General features: G+C 58.6%; 16 protein-coding genes. 11 read left to right on the top strand and 5 right to left on the bottom strand.

Annotated features, from left to right (window positions below; all coding sequences use genetic code 11):
• Positions 1-18 precede the first annotated feature (18 nt).
• Together AB4N84_RS11635 and AB4N84_RS11630 are read right to left on the bottom strand one after the other, a co-directional pair.
• The gene (locus AB4N84_RS11635) at positions 19-1,380 is read right to left on the bottom strand and encodes a PAAR domain-containing protein (protein WP_460046434.1); all 1,362 of its coding nucleotides are present in this window, start codon (positions 1,378-1,380) and stop codon (positions 19-21) included.
• Positions 1,381-1,424: 44 nt separating this feature from the next.
• Positions 1,425-1,859, bottom strand: coding sequence for a DUF1795 domain-containing protein (locus AB4N84_RS11630; protein WP_460046992.1), 435 nt, complete (start codon positions 1,857-1,859; stop codon positions 1,425-1,427).
• A 350-nt stretch (positions 1,860-2,209) separates the two neighbouring features.
• Here AB4N84_RS11630 and AB4N84_RS11625 point away from each other — a divergent pair, with 350 nt between their 5' ends.
• The 5 genes from AB4N84_RS11625 to AB4N84_RS11605 all read left to right on the top strand — a co-directional run bounded on the left by AB4N84_RS11625 (position 2,210) and on the right by AB4N84_RS11605 (position 8,549).
• On the top strand, positions 2,210-3,907 hold the full coding sequence (locus AB4N84_RS11625; protein ID WP_460046433.1) for a molecular chaperone HscC: 1,698 nt from the start codon (positions 2,210-2,212) through the stop codon (positions 3,905-3,907).
• Between the two features lie 20 nt (positions 3,908-3,927).
• Positions 3,928-5,745 carry a hypothetical protein gene (locus AB4N84_RS11620; protein ID WP_460046432.1) on the top strand — a complete coding sequence of 606 codons (1,818 nt, stop codon included), beginning with the start codon at positions 3,928-3,930 and terminating at the stop codon, positions 5,743-5,745.
• 214 nt (positions 5,746-5,959) lie between these two features.
• The gene (locus AB4N84_RS11615; RefSeq protein WP_460046991.1) at positions 5,960-6,658 is read left to right on the top strand and encodes a sulfotransferase family 2 domain-containing protein; all 699 of its coding nucleotides are present in this window, start codon (positions 5,960-5,962) and stop codon (positions 6,656-6,658) included.
• The gene (gene cysC / locus AB4N84_RS11610; RefSeq protein ID WP_460046431.1) at positions 6,651-7,310 is read left to right on the top strand and encodes an adenylyl-sulfate kinase; all 660 of its coding nucleotides are present in this window, start codon (positions 6,651-6,653) and stop codon (positions 7,308-7,310) included. Before AB4N84_RS11615 ends, cysC begins: the two co-directional genes overlap by 8 nt.
• Before the next feature lie 108 nt (positions 7,311-7,418).
• Positions 7,419-8,549 carry a mechanosensitive ion channel family protein gene (locus AB4N84_RS11605; protein WP_460046430.1) on the top strand — a complete coding sequence of 377 codons (1,131 nt, stop codon included), beginning with the start codon at positions 7,419-7,421 and terminating at the stop codon, positions 8,547-8,549.
• 175 nt (positions 8,550-8,724) lie between these two features.
• On the opposite strand, the gene AB4N84_RS11600 is transcribed toward AB4N84_RS11605, so the two are convergent.
• Positions 8,725-10,212 carry a YdgA family protein gene (locus AB4N84_RS11600; protein WP_460046428.1) on the bottom strand — a complete coding sequence of 496 codons (1,488 nt, stop codon included), beginning with the start codon at positions 10,210-10,212 and terminating at the stop codon, positions 8,725-8,727.
• 217 nt (positions 10,213-10,429) lie between these two features.
• Here AB4N84_RS11600 and AB4N84_RS11595 point away from each other — a divergent pair, with 217 nt between their 5' ends.
• Positions 10,430-11,122 carry an HAD-IA family hydrolase gene (locus AB4N84_RS11595; protein WP_074752501.1) on the top strand — a complete coding sequence of 231 codons (693 nt, stop codon included), beginning with the start codon at positions 10,430-10,432 and terminating at the stop codon, positions 11,120-11,122.
• 31 nt (positions 11,123-11,153) lie between these two features.
• Here AB4N84_RS11595 and AB4N84_RS11590 read toward each other — a convergent pair whose 3' ends face one another.
• Positions 11,154-12,119, bottom strand: a complete 966-nt coding sequence (locus AB4N84_RS11590) for a LysR family transcriptional regulator (RefSeq protein WP_460046426.1) — start codon at positions 12,117-12,119, stop codon at positions 11,154-11,156.
• A gap of 313 nt (positions 12,120-12,432) precedes the next feature.
• Between AB4N84_RS11590 and AB4N84_RS11585 the strand changes: the two genes are divergently transcribed.
• From AB4N84_RS11585 to AB4N84_RS11565, 5 genes are all read left to right on the top strand, one after another.
• On the top strand, positions 12,433-13,311 hold the full coding sequence (locus AB4N84_RS11585) for an amino acid ABC transporter permease (protein ID WP_460046424.1): 879 nt from the start codon (positions 12,433-12,435) through the stop codon (positions 13,309-13,311).
• 20 nt (positions 13,312-13,331) lie between these two features.
• Positions 13,332-14,096, top strand: a complete 765-nt coding sequence (locus AB4N84_RS11580; RefSeq protein WP_074752505.1) for an amino acid ABC transporter ATP-binding protein — start codon at positions 13,332-13,334, stop codon at positions 14,094-14,096.
• Positions 14,097-14,118: 22 nt separating this feature from the next.
• Entirely contained in the window at positions 14,119-14,940 is an 822-nt protein-coding gene (locus AB4N84_RS11575; RefSeq protein WP_074752506.1) for an ABC transporter substrate-binding protein, read from the top strand.
• 197 nt (positions 14,941-15,137) lie between these two features.
• Positions 15,138-16,322, top strand: a complete 1,185-nt coding sequence (locus tag AB4N84_RS11570; protein ID WP_460046423.1) for an MFS transporter — start codon at positions 15,138-15,140, stop codon at positions 16,320-16,322.
• 157 nt (positions 16,323-16,479) lie between these two features.
• Positions 16,480-17,484, top strand: coding sequence for an aldo/keto reductase (locus AB4N84_RS11565; protein ID WP_074752508.1), 1,005 nt, complete (start codon positions 16,480-16,482; stop codon positions 17,482-17,484).
• Between the two features lie 115 nt (positions 17,485-17,599).
• Here the strand turns inward: AB4N84_RS11565 and lapD are convergent, their stop codons facing one another.
• Positions 17,600-19,543: a cyclic di-GMP receptor LapD gene (lapD, locus tag AB4N84_RS11560; RefSeq protein ID WP_460046421.1), complete on the bottom strand. Its 1,944-nt coding sequence runs from the start codon at positions 19,541-19,543 to the stop codon at positions 17,600-17,602.
• Positions 19,544-19,564: the final 21 nt, after the last annotated feature.

The following is a 19,564-nucleotide window of genomic DNA, read 5'->3' as shown; positions in this document are numbered from 1 at the left end:
GAAAATGCGCTTAGATCTTTAATTCCCACCACCACCTCTCACGGCCTCGTAGTAGGCCTTGCTCTTGTCTGCTATCGCTTGCGCCTCAGGGCTGGACTTGTCCGAGACTCTGAAGTCTTCGTAATACTTGTGCCCTAGACCGCCAGGAACGTCCGTCTTGGCTGCCACGGCATTATAGGTTTCGTCACCCAAAAGGACACGCGCGAGTGCTTCAGGCTCTTTTGCATAGATCATCTCGGGTGAGTTGACTTGGATTTCTCCTGGGATACCGGCACGCATTTGTATCGTCGAATTTACACCGCTGTAGCCCATTTCGTTGGTAGCTCCGTCGATTATTTTGACGTTAGCTCCTCGACTACTGAGTTCGGCAGCGACCGTGAGCAACTGATCCGATTCGACGATGATGGTATTCCGTGCAAGGTCTTTGATTCGAGTCGGATCACCGTCGTAGTCATTGTTGATTTTCTCGATAGCACGCGCCTGAGATTTGATTGGCGCTTTTGCCACCTTCCCACCGTATTGGGCTGCAATTTCATCGGCAAGAGCATCTATCTCCGCCTTGGCGGCGGGCGCCTTTGCATACACTTCTTCGAACGTCTTGTGCGTCGTCGGCTTACCGAGCCTCGCCACCTTCGGCCCTATACCCAATAGCGCCATGCCGGCCACGCCCTGCAAAAGATCGCGATAGCCTGGCCCAAGCCGATCACCCAAATCTGCAAGTAGCGCCATTCCGCCCAGGACCACGCCGCCGATAACGACGAACCCGGCGAGTGCAGCTGCACCCGCCATTGCCGCAAGCACAAGCGCACCACCTGCGGCCAGCAGGCCCAGTGCTTCAAGGCCTGTGTGCATCCAGCCTTCGATGTCGAGAACGAAGGCAACCGATACCGTCGGGCCTCCGATAAATGTGTTCTCACTGCCACTTTTGATGTGCGCGCCACAGGTCATTTTGCTGTGGAGACGCGCGGCGGGCTTACCGTTGATGTAGACGGTCGCGCTGCCCTCAGCAATAAGCACAGGGAAAGGCCAATAAGGATGGCTGAGCGGAAGGCCGCTGCACGAGGAAGAGGCATCTTCATCCGCGCGCATGGCATTGCGGCTGTTGATATACACGTCGAGACTGCCGCGTATGAGCGTCCCGGTCGTGGGCTCCGGCAGATTGAAAATCGTGCTCAGACCTTTGACGATCTGGAAAGTCGACAAGCCGCCAGCGGCGATGGATCCGGCCATGATCGCGAGCGCCACACCACCGGTCGCCACGGTCGCAGCGACCACCGCTGCACCGATGAATGCGCCCGCTACGGCACCACCAATCATTGCGCCAACCCCAAAGCCGTGAGCTATCTCGTCTCCTAGACGTGCTGCGGCCTGTGCATCCATAGCGCTACCAACATCCTTGATTAATTGACGTGATCGTTGCCTGGCTACACGGCCGCAGATCTAGGCGTAAGCGTCGCCATTGCTTGCTTCCACGCCCGCTCGTGATGAATCAGATCGCCGGGGGTTGTGGTCAATGTAGTAATCAGCACTGCCGGCTTATGCTCCACAAATACTTGCCGCAACATCAACTCACGCCCCTCACGCGTCCAGCTGTAATCCAACAGGGTGGCGGCGTGACCATGCAACACAAAATCCCAGGTCTGAATGAGCTTGAATGCAGGCAATTGCTGCTCAGCGCTTTTCAACTGGTTAGCAACATACTCGGCGAATGAATCATTGCCTTGGCCAGCGTCACGGCTGATGACGAAACTGGCTTCATTGGCCCCGTTTACTGCGGGCAATTTAAAAATGTTGATACTTTGGTCTTGCCAAGACTCAGGAATTTCGAGTTCAGCTTCTTGTGTCCGATAGAGAGTCATAATGCGTGTACTTTCCATCTAGGCGGGTGAACCAGCGAACGCGAAGATTTCAAGCAGTACTCCTCAACAAACTGGCGATGTGAGGGGATCATTCCACTTTCCGGGCAGCAAACATGAGAGAAAGCGGATGCTTAATCTGTAGTTTATTTCCGAAATTCCCGTGGGCACGCGGTTTGTGCTTCAACGCATGGCCAACTCAAATTGGCTGCCGAGTATTCGTTGAGTTAACCGGGGTACCCGCCCAAAAAACTCAAGGTAAGCAAGCCAAGGCCGATACGGACTAATTACACCTTCCCTTTCCCGTCTACCCAGCACAGACACACGGCAGTCCCGCAAGGAGCACGTTCGGCATGATCGTCGGTATAGATCTTGGTACCACCCACAGTCTGGTCGCCGTTTGGCGCGATGGGGCTACTCAATTGGTCAGTAATGCGTTGGGCGAGTGGTTGACGCCGAGTGTCGTGGGGCTGGATGACGATGGGCATGTGCTGGTGGGCAAGGCCGCGCGTGAGCGGTTGCAGACGCATCCGGGCAGTACGACGGCATTGTTCAAACGCCACATGGGCAGTGCGCATGAGGTGAAACTCGGTTCGCGCAGTTATCGCCCGGAAGAGCTGTCGGCGTTGGTGCTCAAGAGCCTGAAAGCCGACGTTGAGCGGGCGTTTGGCGAACCGGTGACCGAAGCGGTGATCAGCGTGCCGGCGTACTTCAGCGATGCCCAGCGCAAGGCTACGCGGGTGGCCGGTGAGCTGGCGGGGTTGAAGGTCGAGAAGCTGATCAACGAGCCGACGGCTGCGGCGCTTGCCTATGGTCTGCATCAGAAGGTAGGCGAGACGTCGTTTCTGGTGTTCGATCTGGGCGGTGGCACGTTCGATGTGTCGATCCTCGAGCTGTTCGACGGGGTGATGGAAGTTCGCGCCAGCGCTGGGGATAACTTCCTGGGCGGCGAGGATTTCGATCAGCTGTTGCTGGAGCACTTCGTGACGCTGCACCGGAACGAGAGCGGGTTTCCGTCGGCTGTCGCAGTGAAACAGTCTCTGCGTCGCGAAGCGGAGCGCGTTCGCAAGGCGCTGGGACAGGACGCGAGCGCCGAGTTCGTGTTGCGTCATGCTGACCGCGAATGGCGCAAGACGGTGACGCAGGATCAGTTGATCGAGTTGTATGCACCGTTGCTGGATCGTCTGCGCGCGCCGATCGAACGTGCGCTGCGCGATGCGCGTATCCGGGTCGCGGACTTGGACGAGATTCTCCTGGTGGGCGGAACGACGCGCATGCCGTTGATCCGCAAGCTCGCCGCCAGCCTGTTTGGTCGCTTCCCGTCCATCAGCCTCAACCCTGACGAGGTGGTCGCTCACGGCGCGGCAATTCAGGCGGCCTTGAAGGCTCGGGATGCGGCGCTTGATGAGGTCGTGCTGACCGACGTCTGCCCGTACACCTTGGGCATCGAAACGATGCACCGTGTGGGTGATAACCGCTTTGAAGGCGGCCACTACCTGCCGATCATCGAGCGCAATACCGTGGTTCCGGTGAGCCGCGTTAAAACCGTTAACACTGTCAACGATCAGCAGCAGTACGTGGTGGTGAAGATTTTTCAGGGTGAAAGCCGCAAAGTGAAGGACAACGTGGCCTTGGGTGAACTGGAAATCGCGGTACCTCGCCGCCCTGCCGGCGAGGTTGAGATCGACGTACGTTTCACCTACGACAACAACGGCATTCTGGAGGCCGACGTACGTATTCCGTTAACGGGAGAAGCGCACACACTGGTAATCGAGAACAATCCTGGCGTGCTGACGCCTACTGAGATTCAAGAGCGGCTGAAGGCGCTCGACTCGCTGAAGATCCATCCGCGCGACCAGCAAGTGAACACACACATGACGGCCCAGCTTGAACGGCTGTATCAGGAGTACCTGGGCGATGCCCGGGAGCTTGTGGGGTCTTGGGCCAGCCAGTTCCAGCGTGTGCTGGAAACTCAGGACGAGCGAAAGATCAGTGAGGTGCGCCGACAACTCGCCGAGCAGGTCGAACGCTTCGAACGAGGGGATTGGTGAGCAGTATGAATCCTTGGACTTTGCTGGGCCTGGACGATGACGCCGATGAACGCGCCATCAAACGCCAATACGCCAAACTGCTGAAGATTACGCGCCCGGATGATGATCCTGAGGGTTTCCAGCGCCTTCGGGAGGCCTATGAACGCGCTCTGAGTTGGGCACGCAACCGTGCTGATGATGAGGACGATTTCAGTACGCCCACCACCACAGTTGAGCGCCTGTCAGACGCTTTCGCCGGGGCTGCACCAGTAGCCAAGCAACCGATACCGGGTGACACATTCATCATTGATCGGGCGGCCCCTGATCGGATTGCAGAGTCCATCGTGCATCAGACTGCGCGCGAGTTGCTGGAGCAAACCACCGCGCAGAATCTTCAGCAGCAACACCAAAACGCAGTGACACAGAACTGCGATCTGCTATTCCAGCAGTGCCTGCTGGAGCGCTGTCTGGAGGGCGACCCATCGGACCTCGACCTCCTGACAGTTGCCGTGATCCATTTGCGTTGGCTGACGCCTTGGCAAAGCATGCGTATCAGCGCGGACCATGAAGTTCAGCTGACGCATATGTTGCTGGAAAACGAAAGCGCCAGGCTTGAGCAGATGCTCGCTGACGACCAAGAGCCCGCTTTCCTGGCGGCACTGGAGCAACTGGCCCAGCGCCCTTGGCTGGCAGCCCTTGAGCGTCGCGACCAGTTCCAGCGCTGGGCAATGTTTTTTCTGCACAATCACAAAGGCTGGACCGCCGCCCTGTTTGACAGAGTTTGCACGCTGTTCGGTTGGGACGACGGCAAAGGGGTGTTCCCAGAACCTGAGTTCATCTGGCGACACTTGATCGAGCGGTGTGAGAAATACGCTTACATTGAGCACTTGCAGAAGCTGATCAACAACGCCAATACCGACAATGCTGAGGGCAAGGCCGCCCGGATGGTTCTCAACCCGGGCCGCAAAGTAGAACGTCTGCGCTTGGCACGCTTCTTCGGCGCAGACGATTGGATCGCCTGTGAACGCTTGTGCTCGACTCTCAAAAACCGCTACCCGGACGTGGTAGCGGAATTCCCCAACGCCGATTTGGAAAGCTGGCGTAGCCTGCAGGTTGCCCCAATGATCCCGGCCCTTTGGACTTGGTTCGGCTGGCTGTTGTTTTCATTGTTTTTCATGGTGCCCGACGCGATCATGTCCGGAAAAAAACTGGATGGCATCGGTGCGACATTTATTCTGCTGATATTTCCCCTCACTGCGGCAGTTGTGTGCCGACTACTGGCAGGAATATGGGCTCACGTGGTGAAGGTGCTTCAAACCACTGATGAATGGCTAAGCGACCGCCTGCTTCCAGAGTGGTTGCACTGGCCGGCATCTCAGGCACTTCTTTTGCGCCATGGCACTCCGCTGATATTGGTCGGCGCAACGGTAAGTTTGCAAGGTCCCGCCGCTCTGCTGTGCTACACACTGCTAATGCTGGCCTGGATATTCCTGTCGCCCTATCGCCACCCTCAGATTTATGCGCCAGCCAGAGAAGCGATCAAGACGTTCCTGCATTTCAATCAAGGCAAGATCCTTCTTTCGGTCGCCGTGATCGCTGCGTCCATAATATTGGTCAGCATCTACCCGCCTCAGCGCCATGACTTGCGTATCCCAAACGCAGGACAAACCGCATCGGCTGCCAGTACGCTTGATTGCAGCAGTGATCAGGCCATGGAATTGATGGACAAGGAGTGCAAGAACTCACTGATGCCTGAGCGCTGTGCCAAGAACACCCGTGAGCAGAAGATCAGCCAGTGCTGGCGGATCAGGGCACGCTTGCAGGGCAGCCTGGACGGTCAGCACGCAACCCATCCCTAAAAGCAACAATGCTGTTTACGGCAGAGCATACAATGCCGTAAACAGCCCAACGACTTACGCATCATTATAAACAGTCTGAAAAGTACCAAACTTCCTACAAAAATCTACAATCGCTTACATCAAAATCTTCAGCGTAAAGTATTTGCAAAGTTTCGCTCATGTGTTTTTACTACCTGTAATCTGAACGTCGCTTCATACTTCGTTACAGGCCACCCTGATGAATCATTTACTCTGGAAGTTATTCCCCAAGCAGCATCGTGAGTTTTTGCTGGAGCGGCTGTCGGTCGTGGATCGTCAGGTGATCAACAAGACGCTGTCGCGCAAGGCCCGGTTCCCCGAGGCTTTTGACCATTTCGAGTGCATTTTCATTCATGTGCCGAAATGCGCAGGCAGCAGCGTGGCGATGTCGATCTTCGGTGACACACCCACCGGCCATCTGCCGCTGTATTGGTATGAAAAACAATTCAAAGAGCGTTATGAGCAATACTTCAAGTTTGGCTTTGTACGTGATCCATTACATCGAGCACTGTCGGCTTATCGTTATTTATTGCAGAACCCGCAGCAGCGGGATAGAGCCGCTTTCGAACTGGTCAGCCGTTATTCGCGGTTCGATACGTTCGTCGATGGCTGGTTGCACCCGGAGAATGTATCGAAGCAAATACACTTCGCGCCGCAATACCAGTTCCTGCAAAACAGCATGGGGCAGATTGCGGTGGATTTCATTGGCCGTCAGGAACATCTGGAAGCGGATTTCACCGCATTGTGCGAACACCTCGACATCAACGTTCAGTTGCGCCACCTCAACCGTTCTCCCGGGCCACGCTATCAAACAGCCGGGTTGTGTTCAGACGCCTCGCGCAAACGGATCCGCGAGGTTTACGCCCGAGACTACGAGTTGTTTTCCTATGACTGATACCCGCACAGAACCCTGCCCAATGATCGTCGCCTCGCCCTTGTCGGTGCCCCAGGCTGATCGTGAATCGCTCAAGCGCCAGCGCGCATGCTGTATCTGGTTCACGGGGTTGTCCGGCGCCGGCAAAACCACGCTGGGCAATCACCTCGACCAGACGTTGGTCGCCCACGGGCTGCACAGTTACTTGCTCGACGGTGACCGTCTGCGCAGGGGCCTGTGTCAGGATTTAGGGATGAGCGAAGAAAGTCGACGGGAAAACGTGAGGCGCATCGGCGAGGTCGCCAGACTGATGGTGGACGCCGGGCTGATCGTGATTGTCTCGGCGATCTCGCCTTATCGGGAGGACCGCGACGCCTGCCGGCAGCATTTCGCCGAAGGGCAGTTCATCGAAGTGCACGTCAGTACACCGTTAAGCGAATGCATGCGCCGAGACGCTAAAGGCTTGTACAAGGCCGTGCGCGAGGGGCGGATCCGTAACTTCACCGGCATCGACAGCCCTTACGAAGCGCCTATGGAGCCTGAGTACGTGGTCGACACCAGCGTCGATCACGGCAGCCAGTTCATTGACCAGTTACTCGCGCAGTTGCTGGAGACCCGCCCACGGAGCGGCGCCTATAGCGCCTTTACCGGCTCGCACGCTCTGGCACGCTGATCTCGGGAGGGATGACATTCGGGCAATTGTCCCGCGAACGGGGAACGATGAGGAACTGAGGGGTTCACACTCCTTGTCTTTGAACCGTCTTCCTCACGAGTGACCTGTATGGAACGCGTACTCCCGGACGCCTGGCTCAATGCCCTGCCGTTGCCTTGGCTCAATACCCTGATCGCGGCGACCGTTGCCGTGTGCATCGCACTGGTGGTGCGCTGGATTGCGCTGGTGATACTTCGACGCGTCGCCAAATCGTTCGTCTTCGCACAACAACTTATCCACCGCGCAGAACCGCCTACGCTCTGGCTTATCCCGCTACTAGCGCTGCAGACCGTATGGACGTCTGCGCCCGATGATCTGTTGCTGATCAATGGCGTGCGCCATCTCAACGGCATGCTGGTTGTGGCGGCGTTCACCTGGTTGGCACTGGGTTGTGTAAAGGCCATCGGTGAAGCCGTGGCGATCCGCAACCCGCTGGACATTGAGGACAACCTTCAAGCGCGACGCATCCAGACGCAGGTGCGGGTGCTGGTGCGCTGTCTGAATGTGCTGGTGTTGCTGTTCGGCACCGGTCTGATCCTGATGAGTTTTCCGCCAGTGCGACAGATCGGCACCAGTTTGCTGGCTTCCGCCGGGCTTGCAGGCCTGGCGGCGGGTTTCGCGGCCAAACCGGTGCTGGGCAATCTGATCGCCGGGTTGCAGATCGCTATTTCACAGCCGATCCGGCTGGACGACGTGGTGATCGTCGAGGGCGAATGGGGACGCATCGAGGAGATCAGCGGCACCTATGTCGTGCTGAAGATCTGGGATGAGCGGCGGATGGTGATTCCGCTGCAATATTTCATCGAGAAGCCGTTCCAGAACTGGACCCGCAGCACGTCGAGCCTGATCGGGTCGGTGTTTCTGTGGGTGGATTATTCGCTGCCGCTGGAAGAGCTTCGGGCCGAGACGGAGCGCATCTGCAAAGACATTCCGCACCTGTGGGATGGTCGAGTTTGCGTGCTGCAGGTCACTGATACAACGGACAGGGCGATGCAGTTGAGGGTGCTGTTGAGTTCGGTGGATTCGTCGCGCAGCTGGGATGCCCGCTGCCACATGCGCGAGCGGTTGATCAGCTTCGTCGCCAAGCAATACCCGCAATGCCTGCCACAGCTGCGGGCGGAGATGTCGTCACGTAACGTGAAGCCTGAGCGAGACGCTCATGAGCCGCCAACCGAGATCGCGCGTCAGCCACCGGTGTAACAGGCGTCGCTTGGAAGCCTTGGCCCTACAAGATCAAATGTAGGAGCCGGCGTGCTGGCGAATGCACGGTGTCAATCAGCAGAGTCATTACTGATCGACCGCGTTCGCCAGCAAGCCGGCTCCTACAGATTCTGTCGCCTGTGCGCAGTAAAAGACTGCACCAGACGACCTGACCTCACTGCGCCTGATTGAACATCACTACTTTGCCCATCATGGCGGCGGCAAACTGTTGGGCACTCATTTTCACGCCGTTGAAGTCCACCACGTCGTTGGCGTAGTGCAGGCTGGAAGTGATGTTGTCACCTTCGACTTTGCCCACTTGCAACATGATCGCCATACCGCCAACCGACTCGGCAGCGCCTTTGGCCTGTTCGGCGATGGCGGCGTGGTCGGTCTGTCCGTCCGACAGCGCCTGCAAGCTGGCCAGATCCTGAATCATCGGTTTGGACAGCAGCAGTTTGGCGTCCAGCTGAGTCACCAGCTGTTTGAGCAGCGCGGCGCCCGGCTGATCAAGCGAGGTCGGGTTGCTCAGGTCCATCGACAGGCTGAAATGACTCTCGCCATTGGCGGTTTTCAGCGACAGCTTTTCCAGCTCGATGTGCGGCTTGGCTGACAGCAACTTGCCGACTTCAGCCTGCACCAGAGCCTGATCCGCCGGGCTCAGGTGTGGCGTGTAGGACTCACCCATGGCCGCCGCGGCTTGGGCCTGTGGCTGGACTTTTTCCTGATAGATCTGCAACAGGGCCTTGGTCGACGCGATGTCGAAGTTGGCGAACTTCCAGACCATCTGCGATGAGCCGATGGCCTTGCCGTCGAACGTGATGTTGCCGATGTCGTAGGTGACTTGCGCGTTCAGGTTGCCCTCGACTTCCTGCAACAGACTGGTGTTGACGAAGTCCTTGAACTGCACCGGCGGACGACCTGCGGCCTGGAATGTCGCCGAGCTCACTTTGGCGTCGCTGTGACCCAGGTAGAAACCCGACTTGCCCTTGGTTCCGCCGGTGTTGAACGTCAGATCACGCAGGGACAGGCTGACCGGTCCCTCTTCGGAGGTCGCGGTGACGTCCAGGCTGCCCAGCACGCCGTTGGCTTCCAGCTTCTCGCCGTTGGCGCTGCCCGATGCGTTGAGGGTGAAACCCGAGAATTTGAATGAGCCGTTCTGATCGTCGAACTGGAATGGCAAGAATTCGATGCGGCCCAACGCAGCGCGATCGTAGCCCATGCTGAAGTGCCCGGTCAGTGGCGCTTGATCATGGGTCATGGCGAACCACTTCTCGGAAAACACGTTCTTTTCGAGCGCCATGTTGCTGGCCGCCATGACCGGCATCAGATTCAGCGACTTCACGCGGCTCCACGGAAAAGGGCCGTGCTCGATGTTATCCACAAACAGCAGCTCCACCGGCTGACCGCCATTGAGCTTGGGGTTCTGGACGATGAATTTGTAATGCGCGGTGCTGGTGAAGAAGTGGCGATCCAACGACAGCAACTCGACGCTCGCACTGCCTTCGTGGCCAACGAACGCGGCCTGAATTTGCTGATTACCTTGCTGGACAGCATCACCGAGCACGCCTTCCAGGCGAGTCCCCGTGTACCACGCACCGGCAGTGATGAGTGCGCCTGCAACCACGACGACGCCTACGGCAATGTTGACTGATTTTTTCATGTGTCGACTCGAAGATGTCCGTTCTTGAAGAGAGGTCGTGTCTTCCCTGACCCCGAAAGGGTTTCGGCGTTGCGATGCAAGCGCCGAGCAGCACCTTGCGCTGCCGAGAGCCCGGCGAGATTAGCATCTGCCGAGGGTATTTTGCAGGTGTTGCGCCTAGCCACGGCCTTCGCCAAGGCGTTAGGCTGGGCATCAATCTGCAAACGGGATCGATGAGATGAGCAACGTGCAAAAGCCAAAGGGGCCGATCAAGGCGGTGATTTTCGACATGGACGGCCTGTTGCTGGACACAGAAGGCATCTATACCGAAGTCACCAATACCATCGCCAACTGGCACGGCAAGACGTTTGACTGGGCCGTGAAACAGCATTCCATCGGGCGTGGATCGCAGGATTTCGCGGAGTACGTGATCAGCGCGCTTGAGCTGCCGATGTCCCCGGAAGAATTCCTCACCGTCCGCCAACCGATGCTCGACGAGCGTTTCCCGCACGCCCAGCCGATGCACGGCGCCGAAGCGCTGGTGCGTCATCTCGCGAAACACAATATCCCGATTGCCGTGGGCACCAGCTCCTCGCTGCATTACTTCCACGCGAAGACGAGCAATCACCGCTCCTGGTTCGAGCTGTTCAAGCACGTGGTCACCGCTGACCACAAGGACGTGAAGGCCGCCAAGCCGGCGCCGGATATCTTCCTGACCGCTGCACGCCTGCTGGGCGTCGATCCGAAGGAGTGTGTGGTGTTCGAGGACTCGCCGTTCGGAGTGACCGCCGCCAAAACCGCAGGCATGTACGCCGTGGCCGTGCCGGACTCGCACATGCCGGTGGCTCAATATGCACATGCTGATCTGATGTTGGGTTCGTTGGCGGAGTTTGCGTTGGAAGACTGGGGTTTGCCGGGTTATCACGCCTAACGCGAGTCTGCTCGCTCCCGCCGTGCGCCCTTCAGACCACGCGCTTCAAATCCACACCCAACGCCTGCGCAAAGGCTTTCACGAGCGGGCTGCGCGGGGCGCTCTGGCGCAGGATGAGGTTGAAGGGCGTGCTCAGGTGAATGAGGTCTGGGCGCAAAGCCCGTAGCTGGCCGTCACGCACCAGATTGCGGGCGTAGTGCTCCGGCAGGAAGCCGATGAACCGTCCGGTCAGGATCAGGATCGCCACGGCTTCGACCTGCGAAGCCGATGCCGACTGGCTGTCGTAGTTGACGAAACTGGCCTTGTCCCGATGAATGGCGTAGCGGTGGTTTATCACTTGGTAGTGCCGAAGGCTGTCGATGTCCAGATCGCGCTCGGCCACGTCGAACAACGGGTGCCCTTCGGCGCAGTAAGCGTGGGAAAGCTCCTCGTACAGCTCGAAATAATCGAACTCCTCACGACGCTGGTAGACCGGAACGATGCCCACACTCAAGCGCCCTTCCACGACACCGCGTTCGATGTCGTCGAGTTGCGAGGCATGCAAGCGCAGCCTTACTTTGGGCGCTTCATCGTGCATTGTTCTGAGCGAGGCAATTAACGGCGAACTTTTATCGGGCATCGTGTTATCGATAACGCCAATACTCAGGTCGCCGATGAGTTCATTTTGCGCCGAACTAATCCGGTCTCTGAAAGTGTCCACCGAGGCAAATAGTTCGATGGTTGCTTGATAGACCAGCTTGCCCTCTTCGGTCAGATGAAATCCTTCCCGTCCTCGCGTACACAGTCGCATACCGATGCGGATTTCGAGGTCGGAAATCTGCTTGCTGATCGCCGCAAGGCCTACGTTCAGCTCGTTCTGCGCAGCACTGAAACCGCCCGCCTCGACCACGGCCTGAAAGACCCGAAGCAGCTTGAAGTCCATTCCACTGAGGGATAAAGGCGGTCGAATCCCCGGTTTTGGCGGCACGTTTCCAGAAGTGGAAAGTGGAGTTTCCATAATGCTTATTTACCTCGCCCGTTAGATTCAACAGGCTTTGACCCACAACAAAAACATGCCCGATTGATAATAATGAACACAGAAAATGGCGATTGGCAACCATACACACGGCGCCCCGATCAGTGACCCGCCCGCTGATTTAAAGACGATAAAACCTGACACTTTGATCAGGACTTGCAACTTGAAACTGCCCTCAACTCTCAGCGAATACCCCCACACCCCGACGCGTGTACACGCCGTGATCGACCAGGTTGGAAGGGCTGTTCGCTGGCATCGAATACGCGCGGCCTGAACACAGCGTCGGAGAAACACCATGAACCAGAACCAGGCAGAGCAGCTGCAAGCCGAACGCAAGAAGTCCGAGAATGCGTTCGACATCACTCAGTACGAGCACGTGCCCCGGCGCTATTACGGGCGGATCTTCTTTGCGAGCGTGATTGTGATTGCACTGGCGGGCCTGGCGCGCGCATTCGCCAACGGGCAGATCGAGTGGGCTTACATTGGCCAGTTCCTGACCTCCGAAGCCATCTTGTGGGGCTTGCTCAACACCATCGTCATGTCGATTCTGGCGATGATCCTCGGCGTGGTGATTGGTGTGATCACGGCCATCATGCGCATGTCGGCAAACCCGATCCTGCGCTACGTAGCGATCATTTACACCTGGCTGTTTCGCGGCACGCCGTTGATTCTGCAACTGCTGCTGTGGTTCAACCTGGCCCTGATCTTCCCGGTGATCGGCATCCCCGGCGTGTTTCAGCTCGACACCGTCACGCTGATGACCCCCTTCGTCGCCGCGCTGCTGGGCCTGAGCATCAATCAGGGCGCGTATACCGCAGAGGTGGTTCGGGCGGGCCTGCTGTCGGTGGACACCGGTCAGTACGAAGCCGCCAAATCCATCGGCATGCCGCGCCTTCAGGCGCTGCGTCGGGTCATCCTGCCGCAGGCCATGCGCGTGATCATTCCGCCCGTTGGTAACGAATTCATCAGCATGGTGAAGATGACCAGTCTCGCCAGCGTGATCCAGTACTCGGAGCTGCTGCACAACGCGCAGAACATTTACTACGCCAACGCCCGCGTCATGGAGCTGCTCATCGTCGCCGGCATCTGGTACCTGGCGGTGGTCACCGTTCTGTCGTTCGGTCAAAGCCGTCTGGAACTGCGTTTCGCACGCGGCGCCGGCAAGCGTTCGTAATTCAGGCCCTGGAGATTCGTATGAGAAGCATCGTCAAAGCCGTCGGCCTGAACAAATACTACGACCAGTTCCACGCCCTCAAAGACGTCAGCATCGAGGTCGAGCAAGGCGAAGTGCTGTGCATCATCGGGCCTTCGGGCTCGGGCAAGAGCACGCTGCTGCGTTGCGTCAATCAGCTGGAAAAGATCGACAAGGGCGGCCTGTGGGTCGATGGCGAACTGGTGGGATACCGCATCGTCGGCAACAAGCTCCACGAGCTGAACGAAAGCCAGGTCGCGCGCCAGCGACTGAGCACCGGCATGGTGTTCCAGCGCTTCAACCTGTTTCCGCACATGACCGCGTTGCAGAACGTCATTGAAGGCCCGATCCAGGTGCTCAAGCGTTCGCCCAAGGAAGCCAACGAAGAGGCGATCGAACTGCTCGCCCGCGTGGGCCTGGCAGACAAGCGTCATTCCTATCCCATTGAGCTGTCTGGCGGCCAGCAGCAGCGCGTGGCGATTGCTCGTGCGCTGGCCATGCGCCCCAAGCTGATGCTGTTCGACGAACCCACTTCTGCCCTCGACCCGGAGTTGGTCGGCGAAGTGTTGTCGGTGATGCGCGACCTCGCGCACAGCGGCATGACCATGATCGTTGTGACCCATGAGCTGGGCTTCGCGCGCGAAGTCTCCAACCGCATGGTGTTCATGGACGGCGGCCAGATTGTGGAGGCCGGCACCCCGGAAGACATTCTAATAAGCCCACAAAACCCAAGAACCCAAAGCTTCATTTCTGCCGTTCGCACCTAAACCAGAACAAACGAGAACGACCATGAAAAAAATGATCCTCCCCACCTTGCTCGCCGGCCTGATGGTCTCCGCTTCGGTCTTGGCTGCCGTGCCCGCCAGCCTCAAGGAGAAAGGCGAAATCACAGCCGCCATCGTGCCGAACTATCCGCCGATGGACTTCAAGGACACCGCCACCAACACCCTGACCGGCCTGGACGTCGATCTGGGTAACGCACTGGCCGAACGTCTGGGCGTGAAAATCAGCTGGCAGGAAACCGCGTTTGAGCAGATGGTCAGCGGCCTGGTGACCAAGCGTTTCGACATCATTCTGTCGGGCATGACCGACACCGCCGAGCGTCAGAAATCGGTGACCTTCATCGACTACTTCACCAGCGGCCCGCAGTTGTACACACTGACCAAGAACACCGAGCTGAATCAACTGACCGACCTGTGCGGCAAGAAAGTCGGCACCAGCCGCCGCACCACCTGGCCTGCGGAAATCGCGGCATGGAGCAAGGAAAACTGCGAAGCAGCCGGTAAGCCGGCCATTATCGTGACCGGCTCCGAAGGCTCCGCTGATGCGCGCGCGCAACTGCGTCAGGGCCGTCTGGACGCGGCCATGCAAGGCAGCGAAACCATTCCTTACCTGATGTCGCAGGAGAAGGACACTTACAAGCCAATCGGCCTGGCGATCTCCAAGCAGTTCACTGGCCTGGGCGTGAACAAGTCCAACCCTGAGCTGGCTAAAGCCATCGCCGAAGCGATGCAGGCCATGGTCGATGACGGCACCTACGGCAAGATCCTCAAGAAGTGGGACCTGGAGCAAGGTGCCGTGACCAAGATCGGGATGGATCAGGGCAAGTAAGCGCGCGAGCCTGCACGGACGATCCCGCAACACGATTCTGTAGGAGCGCGCTTGCCCGCGATTGCGATCTATCTGTGCCGCTTTTTGCGACTGACACAACGCCTTCGCGGGCAAGCGCGCTCCTACAGTAGATCGCGGTGCGCCAGCAGCATCTGCGGCATCTGCGGCCAAGAAACAACAAGGACATAACAACACCCGTGGCCACCTACTCCCTCGTCATTCGCCGCCTGATGGTCTGCTCACTGACCATCGTCATGAGCCGGGCGATGACCAGCCCGTTGCTGACGCTGTTCCTGAGCACCAGACTGGGGCTGAATCAGCAAGATGTCGGCTTGTTGATGGGGATCGCGGTGTTCATCGCCACACTGTTGGGTCTGTACGGCGGCTACATCATCGACCGTCTGGAAAAGCGCAAGCTGCTGATCCTGGCGATGCTGTCCAGCGCTATCGGTTTCACCCTGCTGACCTTCGCCCAGAACGTCTACCTCACCACCTTGACCCTGGTGATCACCGAGACCGCGTCAGCGCTTTTTCTGATCGGCTCCAAGGCGATCATCAGTGAGAACCTGCCCATCGGCGAGCGCGCCAAGGTGTTCTCCCTACGCTATACCCTGACCAACATCGGCTACGCCACCGGCCCGATGCTTGGCGTATTGATTGCCGGACAGTTGCCGCTGGCGCCGTTTCTGATCGCCAGCGCCATCGCGTTCGGCAGCCTGTTTCTGATGATTGGCATCCCGCCCACCGTGTCTGATCGCGAACATCAACCCCGCAGTTTTCTCGACACCCTGGCGACACTCAAAAGCGACCGAACGCTGATCCTGTTCACCGGCGGCAGCCTGCTCAGCACCATCGTGCATGGCCGCTACACGCTGTACCTCTCTCAGTTTCTGCTGGTGACTCACACCTCGGCACAGGCGCTGAAAATCCTGTCGGCGGTCCTGGCCTGCAACGCGGTGACGGTGATCCTGATGCAGTACCAGATCGGTCGCTTTCTCAAGCGCGAGCAGTTGCCGTACTGGATATGCCTGGGCACTGCGCTGTTCGCCGTTGGCCTCTTCGGGTTCAGCTTTGCCCAGAGCACTTTGGGCTGGTGCGCGGCGATGTTCGTCTTCACCTTGGGCGAGATGATCATTTATCCGGCCGAGTATCTGTTCGTCGACACCATCGCGCCCGAGCATCTGCGCGGGAGTTACCTGGGCGCACAAAACCTGGCGGCGTTCGGCGGAGCGATGAGCCCGGTGATTTGTGGCTATTTATTGATCAACACACCCGCGCCGACGATGTTCTATGTGTTGGCGTGTCTGACGGCGATGGGTGGGACGTTGTGCTTTCTTAGCGGGCGACGCGCGAAACTCACTCACCCGGATATCCCCTTGTAGAAGTGTGCCTCCAAACCAAATTGTCACTTTTCAAATCCGCCATAAACAGGCGAGTATGTCCGGCCTAGAGCTGTCGGTCTGACGGGCCTTTTCCAGAGCCTGGAGCCTGCCCAGACTGTCCTGATTTCCACTTCCCTGACGAAAAGGACATCGAGCAATGATCTACCGCACGCTTGGCCAATCCGGCCTCAAGGTTTCAACGCTGACCCTGGGCTCCATGATGTTCGGTGTGCAGACCGGCACCGAAGAGTCGTTGCGCATCATCGACAAAGCCTGGGATCAAGGCGTGAATTTCATCGACACGGCCAACGTCTACAACGCCGGTCGATCAGAAGAAATCGTTGGCGAGGCCATTGCCAAACACCGCAGCGAATGGGTGTTGGCGACCAAGGTCGGCAGCAGCTCCGGCAACACCGCGCCGAACACCAGCGGTCTGAACCGCAAGCACATTTTCAACGAGATCGAGTCAAGCCTGCGTCGCCTGGACACCGACTACATCGATATCCATTACCTGCACAAGGAAGACCACAGCACGCCACTTGAAGTGACGGTGTCGGCCATCGGCGATCTGATTCGCGAGGGCAAGATCCGTTACTGGGGCGTCTCGAACTTCCGCGGCTGGCGCATTGCTGAAGTGGTCAACGTCGCGCAGCGTCTGGGCGTCGACAAGCCGGTGATCAGCCAGCCGTTGTACAACATCGTCAACCGTCAGGCGGAACTGGAGCAGATCACTGCCGCCAGGTTCTACGGCTTGGGCGTGGTGCCTTACAGCCCGCTGGCTCGCGGCGTGCTCAGCGGCAAATACGCGCCAGACGTCACACCCGACAGCAGCACCCGCGCAGGCCGTCAGGACAAGCGCATTCTGGAAACGGAATGGCGGACGGAGTCGCTGCACATCGCGCAGAAACTGCAGGCGTATACGAAGGACAAAGGTGTCGGCCTTGTCGAGTTCGCCATTGCCTGGGTGCTGAACAACCAGGCGGTGACCTCGGCCATCGTCGGCCCTCGGACCGAAGACCAGTGGGACAGCTACACCAAGGCGCTGAGCGTGAAGATCACGGCGGAAGACGAGGCCTTTATCGACTCGCTGGTGACACCGGGTCATGCCTCGACGCCCGGCTTCAATGACGTGCAGCACTTTGTGACAGGCCGTTATGTGTAAGACAGGCCGATAACGATAAGGGTGGCTGGCGAACGCACTGTAAAGCCGTGGAATGTACTGACTGACACTGCGCATTCGCCAGCAAGCCGGCTCCTGCAGCGTTGTGCAATAACCGCTACTCCCAAGGCGCAGGGTCACCGAATAACTGGCCCTGCACGCCTTGAATCCCCATCTCCCGCAGTACCTCAAATTCACCTTGCGTCTCGACCCGCTCGGCAATCAGCGGCAGGTCGATACTGTGTGCCGCGCGCTGAATCGCTTTGATGAACAAACGTTTGTGCCGCTCCCGGTCGATGGCGCGGATGTAGCTGCCTTCGATTTTCAGGTACGCCAGCCCCAGACTCGACAGGTTGCCGATCATGCTGAAGCGTCCGCCAAAATGCTGCAGCGCAAGTGAATAACCCAAGTCCTTGAGCCGGCGCGTCAGGTCCTCCAGCGCCTGCTGATCGGGCACCTGCTCCTCGCCGATTTCCAGGATCAACCTCGACGCCAGGTGCGCATGCCTTCGCAATAGATCGAACATCTCGTTCAGCGCGCCGGGATCCCCCAACGTGGCCGCCGACAGGTTCAGCGCCAGCTTCTGGTCGTGACGAGTGAGTTGTTCGAAGACGGTTTCCAGCATCACTCGATCGTGTCGGGCCGACCAGCCGAAGCGCTCGATCCAGGGCAAGAAACGCCCGGCGGGCAATGTCTGGGAGTCCTCGTCGATTACCCGGGACAGCACTTTGAAATGCAGCACGCGACTGATGTCACTCGCATCCATCACCGGTTGAAAGAACAGCTGAAATCGACGCTCCGACAACGCCTGATCGAGCAGTTCGTACCACGCGTGATGATCGTCTTCCAGGCTGTCTACCGCGCCGTGCTCGATGCAGTACCAGATGTGCTGGGTCTGGGTTTCTGCCTGAGACAAGGCCTGGTCCGCCAGCCCCAACAAGGTTTGCGCCGAATCTCCGGGGGTGTAAGGCGCCAAGCCAACAAACGCTGCGGGGCTGACGTCCGACGCGCCCGTACCGCGCAGGCTGCTCAACGCGGTTTCCAGCTCATGAGCCAGTTGCAGCGCCTCTTCCTTGACCAGCCCCGGCGCCAGCACCGCGAACTCGCCGCCCCGAATGCGGCTGATCAAATGCCGGGCTTCGGTATGGTTGAAACACTGACGCACCAGCACATCGCTGACCGCGACCAGCAGTGCATCGGCCTTTTGGCCACCCATGCGCTCGTTCAGCCCGGCCAGGTCATTCACGCGCATTACCAACAAGTAACCCGAACGGGCATCCTCGACCTGACTGACGTGCTCGTTCAGCCGCATGTCGAAATAACGCCGGTTGGCGAGGCCCGTCAGGCTGTCTTCATAGGACTCGATACGCAGCTTTTCGGTGCGCTCGGCCTGTTCGTGAAAGAGCGCCTTGAGCTTGTCGACCATCTGATTCATCGCCAGCACCACCCGACGCAACTCGGGGGTGGCGGGTAATTCCGACACGCTCAGAAACTCGCGACGACCGATGGCGTGGGATTGTTCGACCAGGTAGTCCAGCGGCCGAAGTTGTCGGCGCAAGAGCCACGCGCCGAGCAGGAAGCTGAGCGCACCGCACAGCAAGAGCCAACCCAGATTCCCCAGCGCCGCTTGCCAGAGCTTGCCGATGGCAAACATCGGATGGCTGACCACTTCGACCTTGGCCGCTGGACGCCAGCCACGGCTGACAATCGCACTGGCGCCGGCAGGTTCGAGGGCAATCAGATCGATGAACCAGTCAGGCGCCGTGGCCGCAGGCGTGGCGTTACGCTCGACGATGACCTTGCCGGTGGTGAGATTGACGACCCGGATTCGGGCGTAATAACCGCTGTCGAAAATCGAGCTGACCACCAGTTCCATCATCGTCGGATCGTCCACTGACGGTTTCAATGACAGCGCCAGCGCAGTGGCGGCATCTTGCGCGTGGGATCGCAGTTGGTTGACGTATTGGGTGCGCGAGCTTTCCAGGCTGACCATGAATCCGCCGCTGAAGGCGACGATCATGAATAGACAGATGGCGATCAACAGCTGTTTGAACAGGGTCATAGGCCAATCCTTGTTCTGTCG

This window comes from Pseudomonas sp. S2_H01 (genome assembly GCF_054668305.1).
Note: the sequence above shows the minus strand (reverse complement) of the source record. Positions and strands in the feature narration are given on the sequence as shown.

Bases quoted from the DNA above. Each gene is read 5' to 3' on its own strand.
- AB4N84_RS11635 (WP_460046434.1), bottom strand. From the start codon at position 1,380: ATGGATGCACAGGCCGCAGCACGTCTAGGAGACGAGATAGCTCACGGC.
- AB4N84_RS11630 (WP_460046992.1), bottom strand. From the start codon at position 1,859: ATGACTCTCTATCGGACACAAGAAGCTGAACTCGAAATTCCTGAGTCT.
- AB4N84_RS11625 (WP_460046433.1), top strand. From the start codon at position 2,210: ATGATCGTCGGTATAGATCTTGGTACCACCCACAGTCTGGTCGCCGTT.
- cysC (WP_460046431.1), top strand. From the start codon at position 6,651: ATGACTGATACCCGCACAGAACCCTGCCCAATGATCGTCGCCTCGCCC.
- AB4N84_RS11605 (WP_460046430.1), top strand. From the start codon at position 7,419: ATGGAACGCGTACTCCCGGACGCCTGGCTCAATGCCCTGCCGTTGCCT.
- AB4N84_RS11600 (WP_460046428.1), bottom strand. From the start codon at position 10,212: ATGAAAAAATCAGTCAACATTGCCGTAGGCGTCGTCGTGGTTGCAGGC.
- AB4N84_RS11595 (WP_074752501.1), top strand. From the start codon at position 10,430: ATGAGCAACGTGCAAAAGCCAAAGGGGCCGATCAAGGCGGTGATTTTC.
- AB4N84_RS11590 (WP_460046426.1), bottom strand. From the start codon at position 12,119: ATGGAAACTCCACTTTCCACTTCTGGAAACGTGCCGCCAAAACCGGGG.
- AB4N84_RS11585 (WP_460046424.1), top strand. From the start codon at position 12,433: ATGAACCAGAACCAGGCAGAGCAGCTGCAAGCCGAACGCAAGAAGTCC.
- AB4N84_RS11580 (WP_074752505.1), top strand. From the start codon at position 13,332: ATGAGAAGCATCGTCAAAGCCGTCGGCCTGAACAAATACTACGACCAG.
- AB4N84_RS11575 (WP_074752506.1), top strand. From the start codon at position 14,119: ATGAAAAAAATGATCCTCCCCACCTTGCTCGCCGGCCTGATGGTCTCC.
- AB4N84_RS11565 (WP_074752508.1), top strand. From the start codon at position 16,480: ATGATCTACCGCACGCTTGGCCAATCCGGCCTCAAGGTTTCAACGCTG.
- lapD (WP_460046421.1), bottom strand. From the start codon at position 19,543: ATGACCCTGTTCAAACAGCTGTTGATCGCCATCTGTCTATTCATGATC.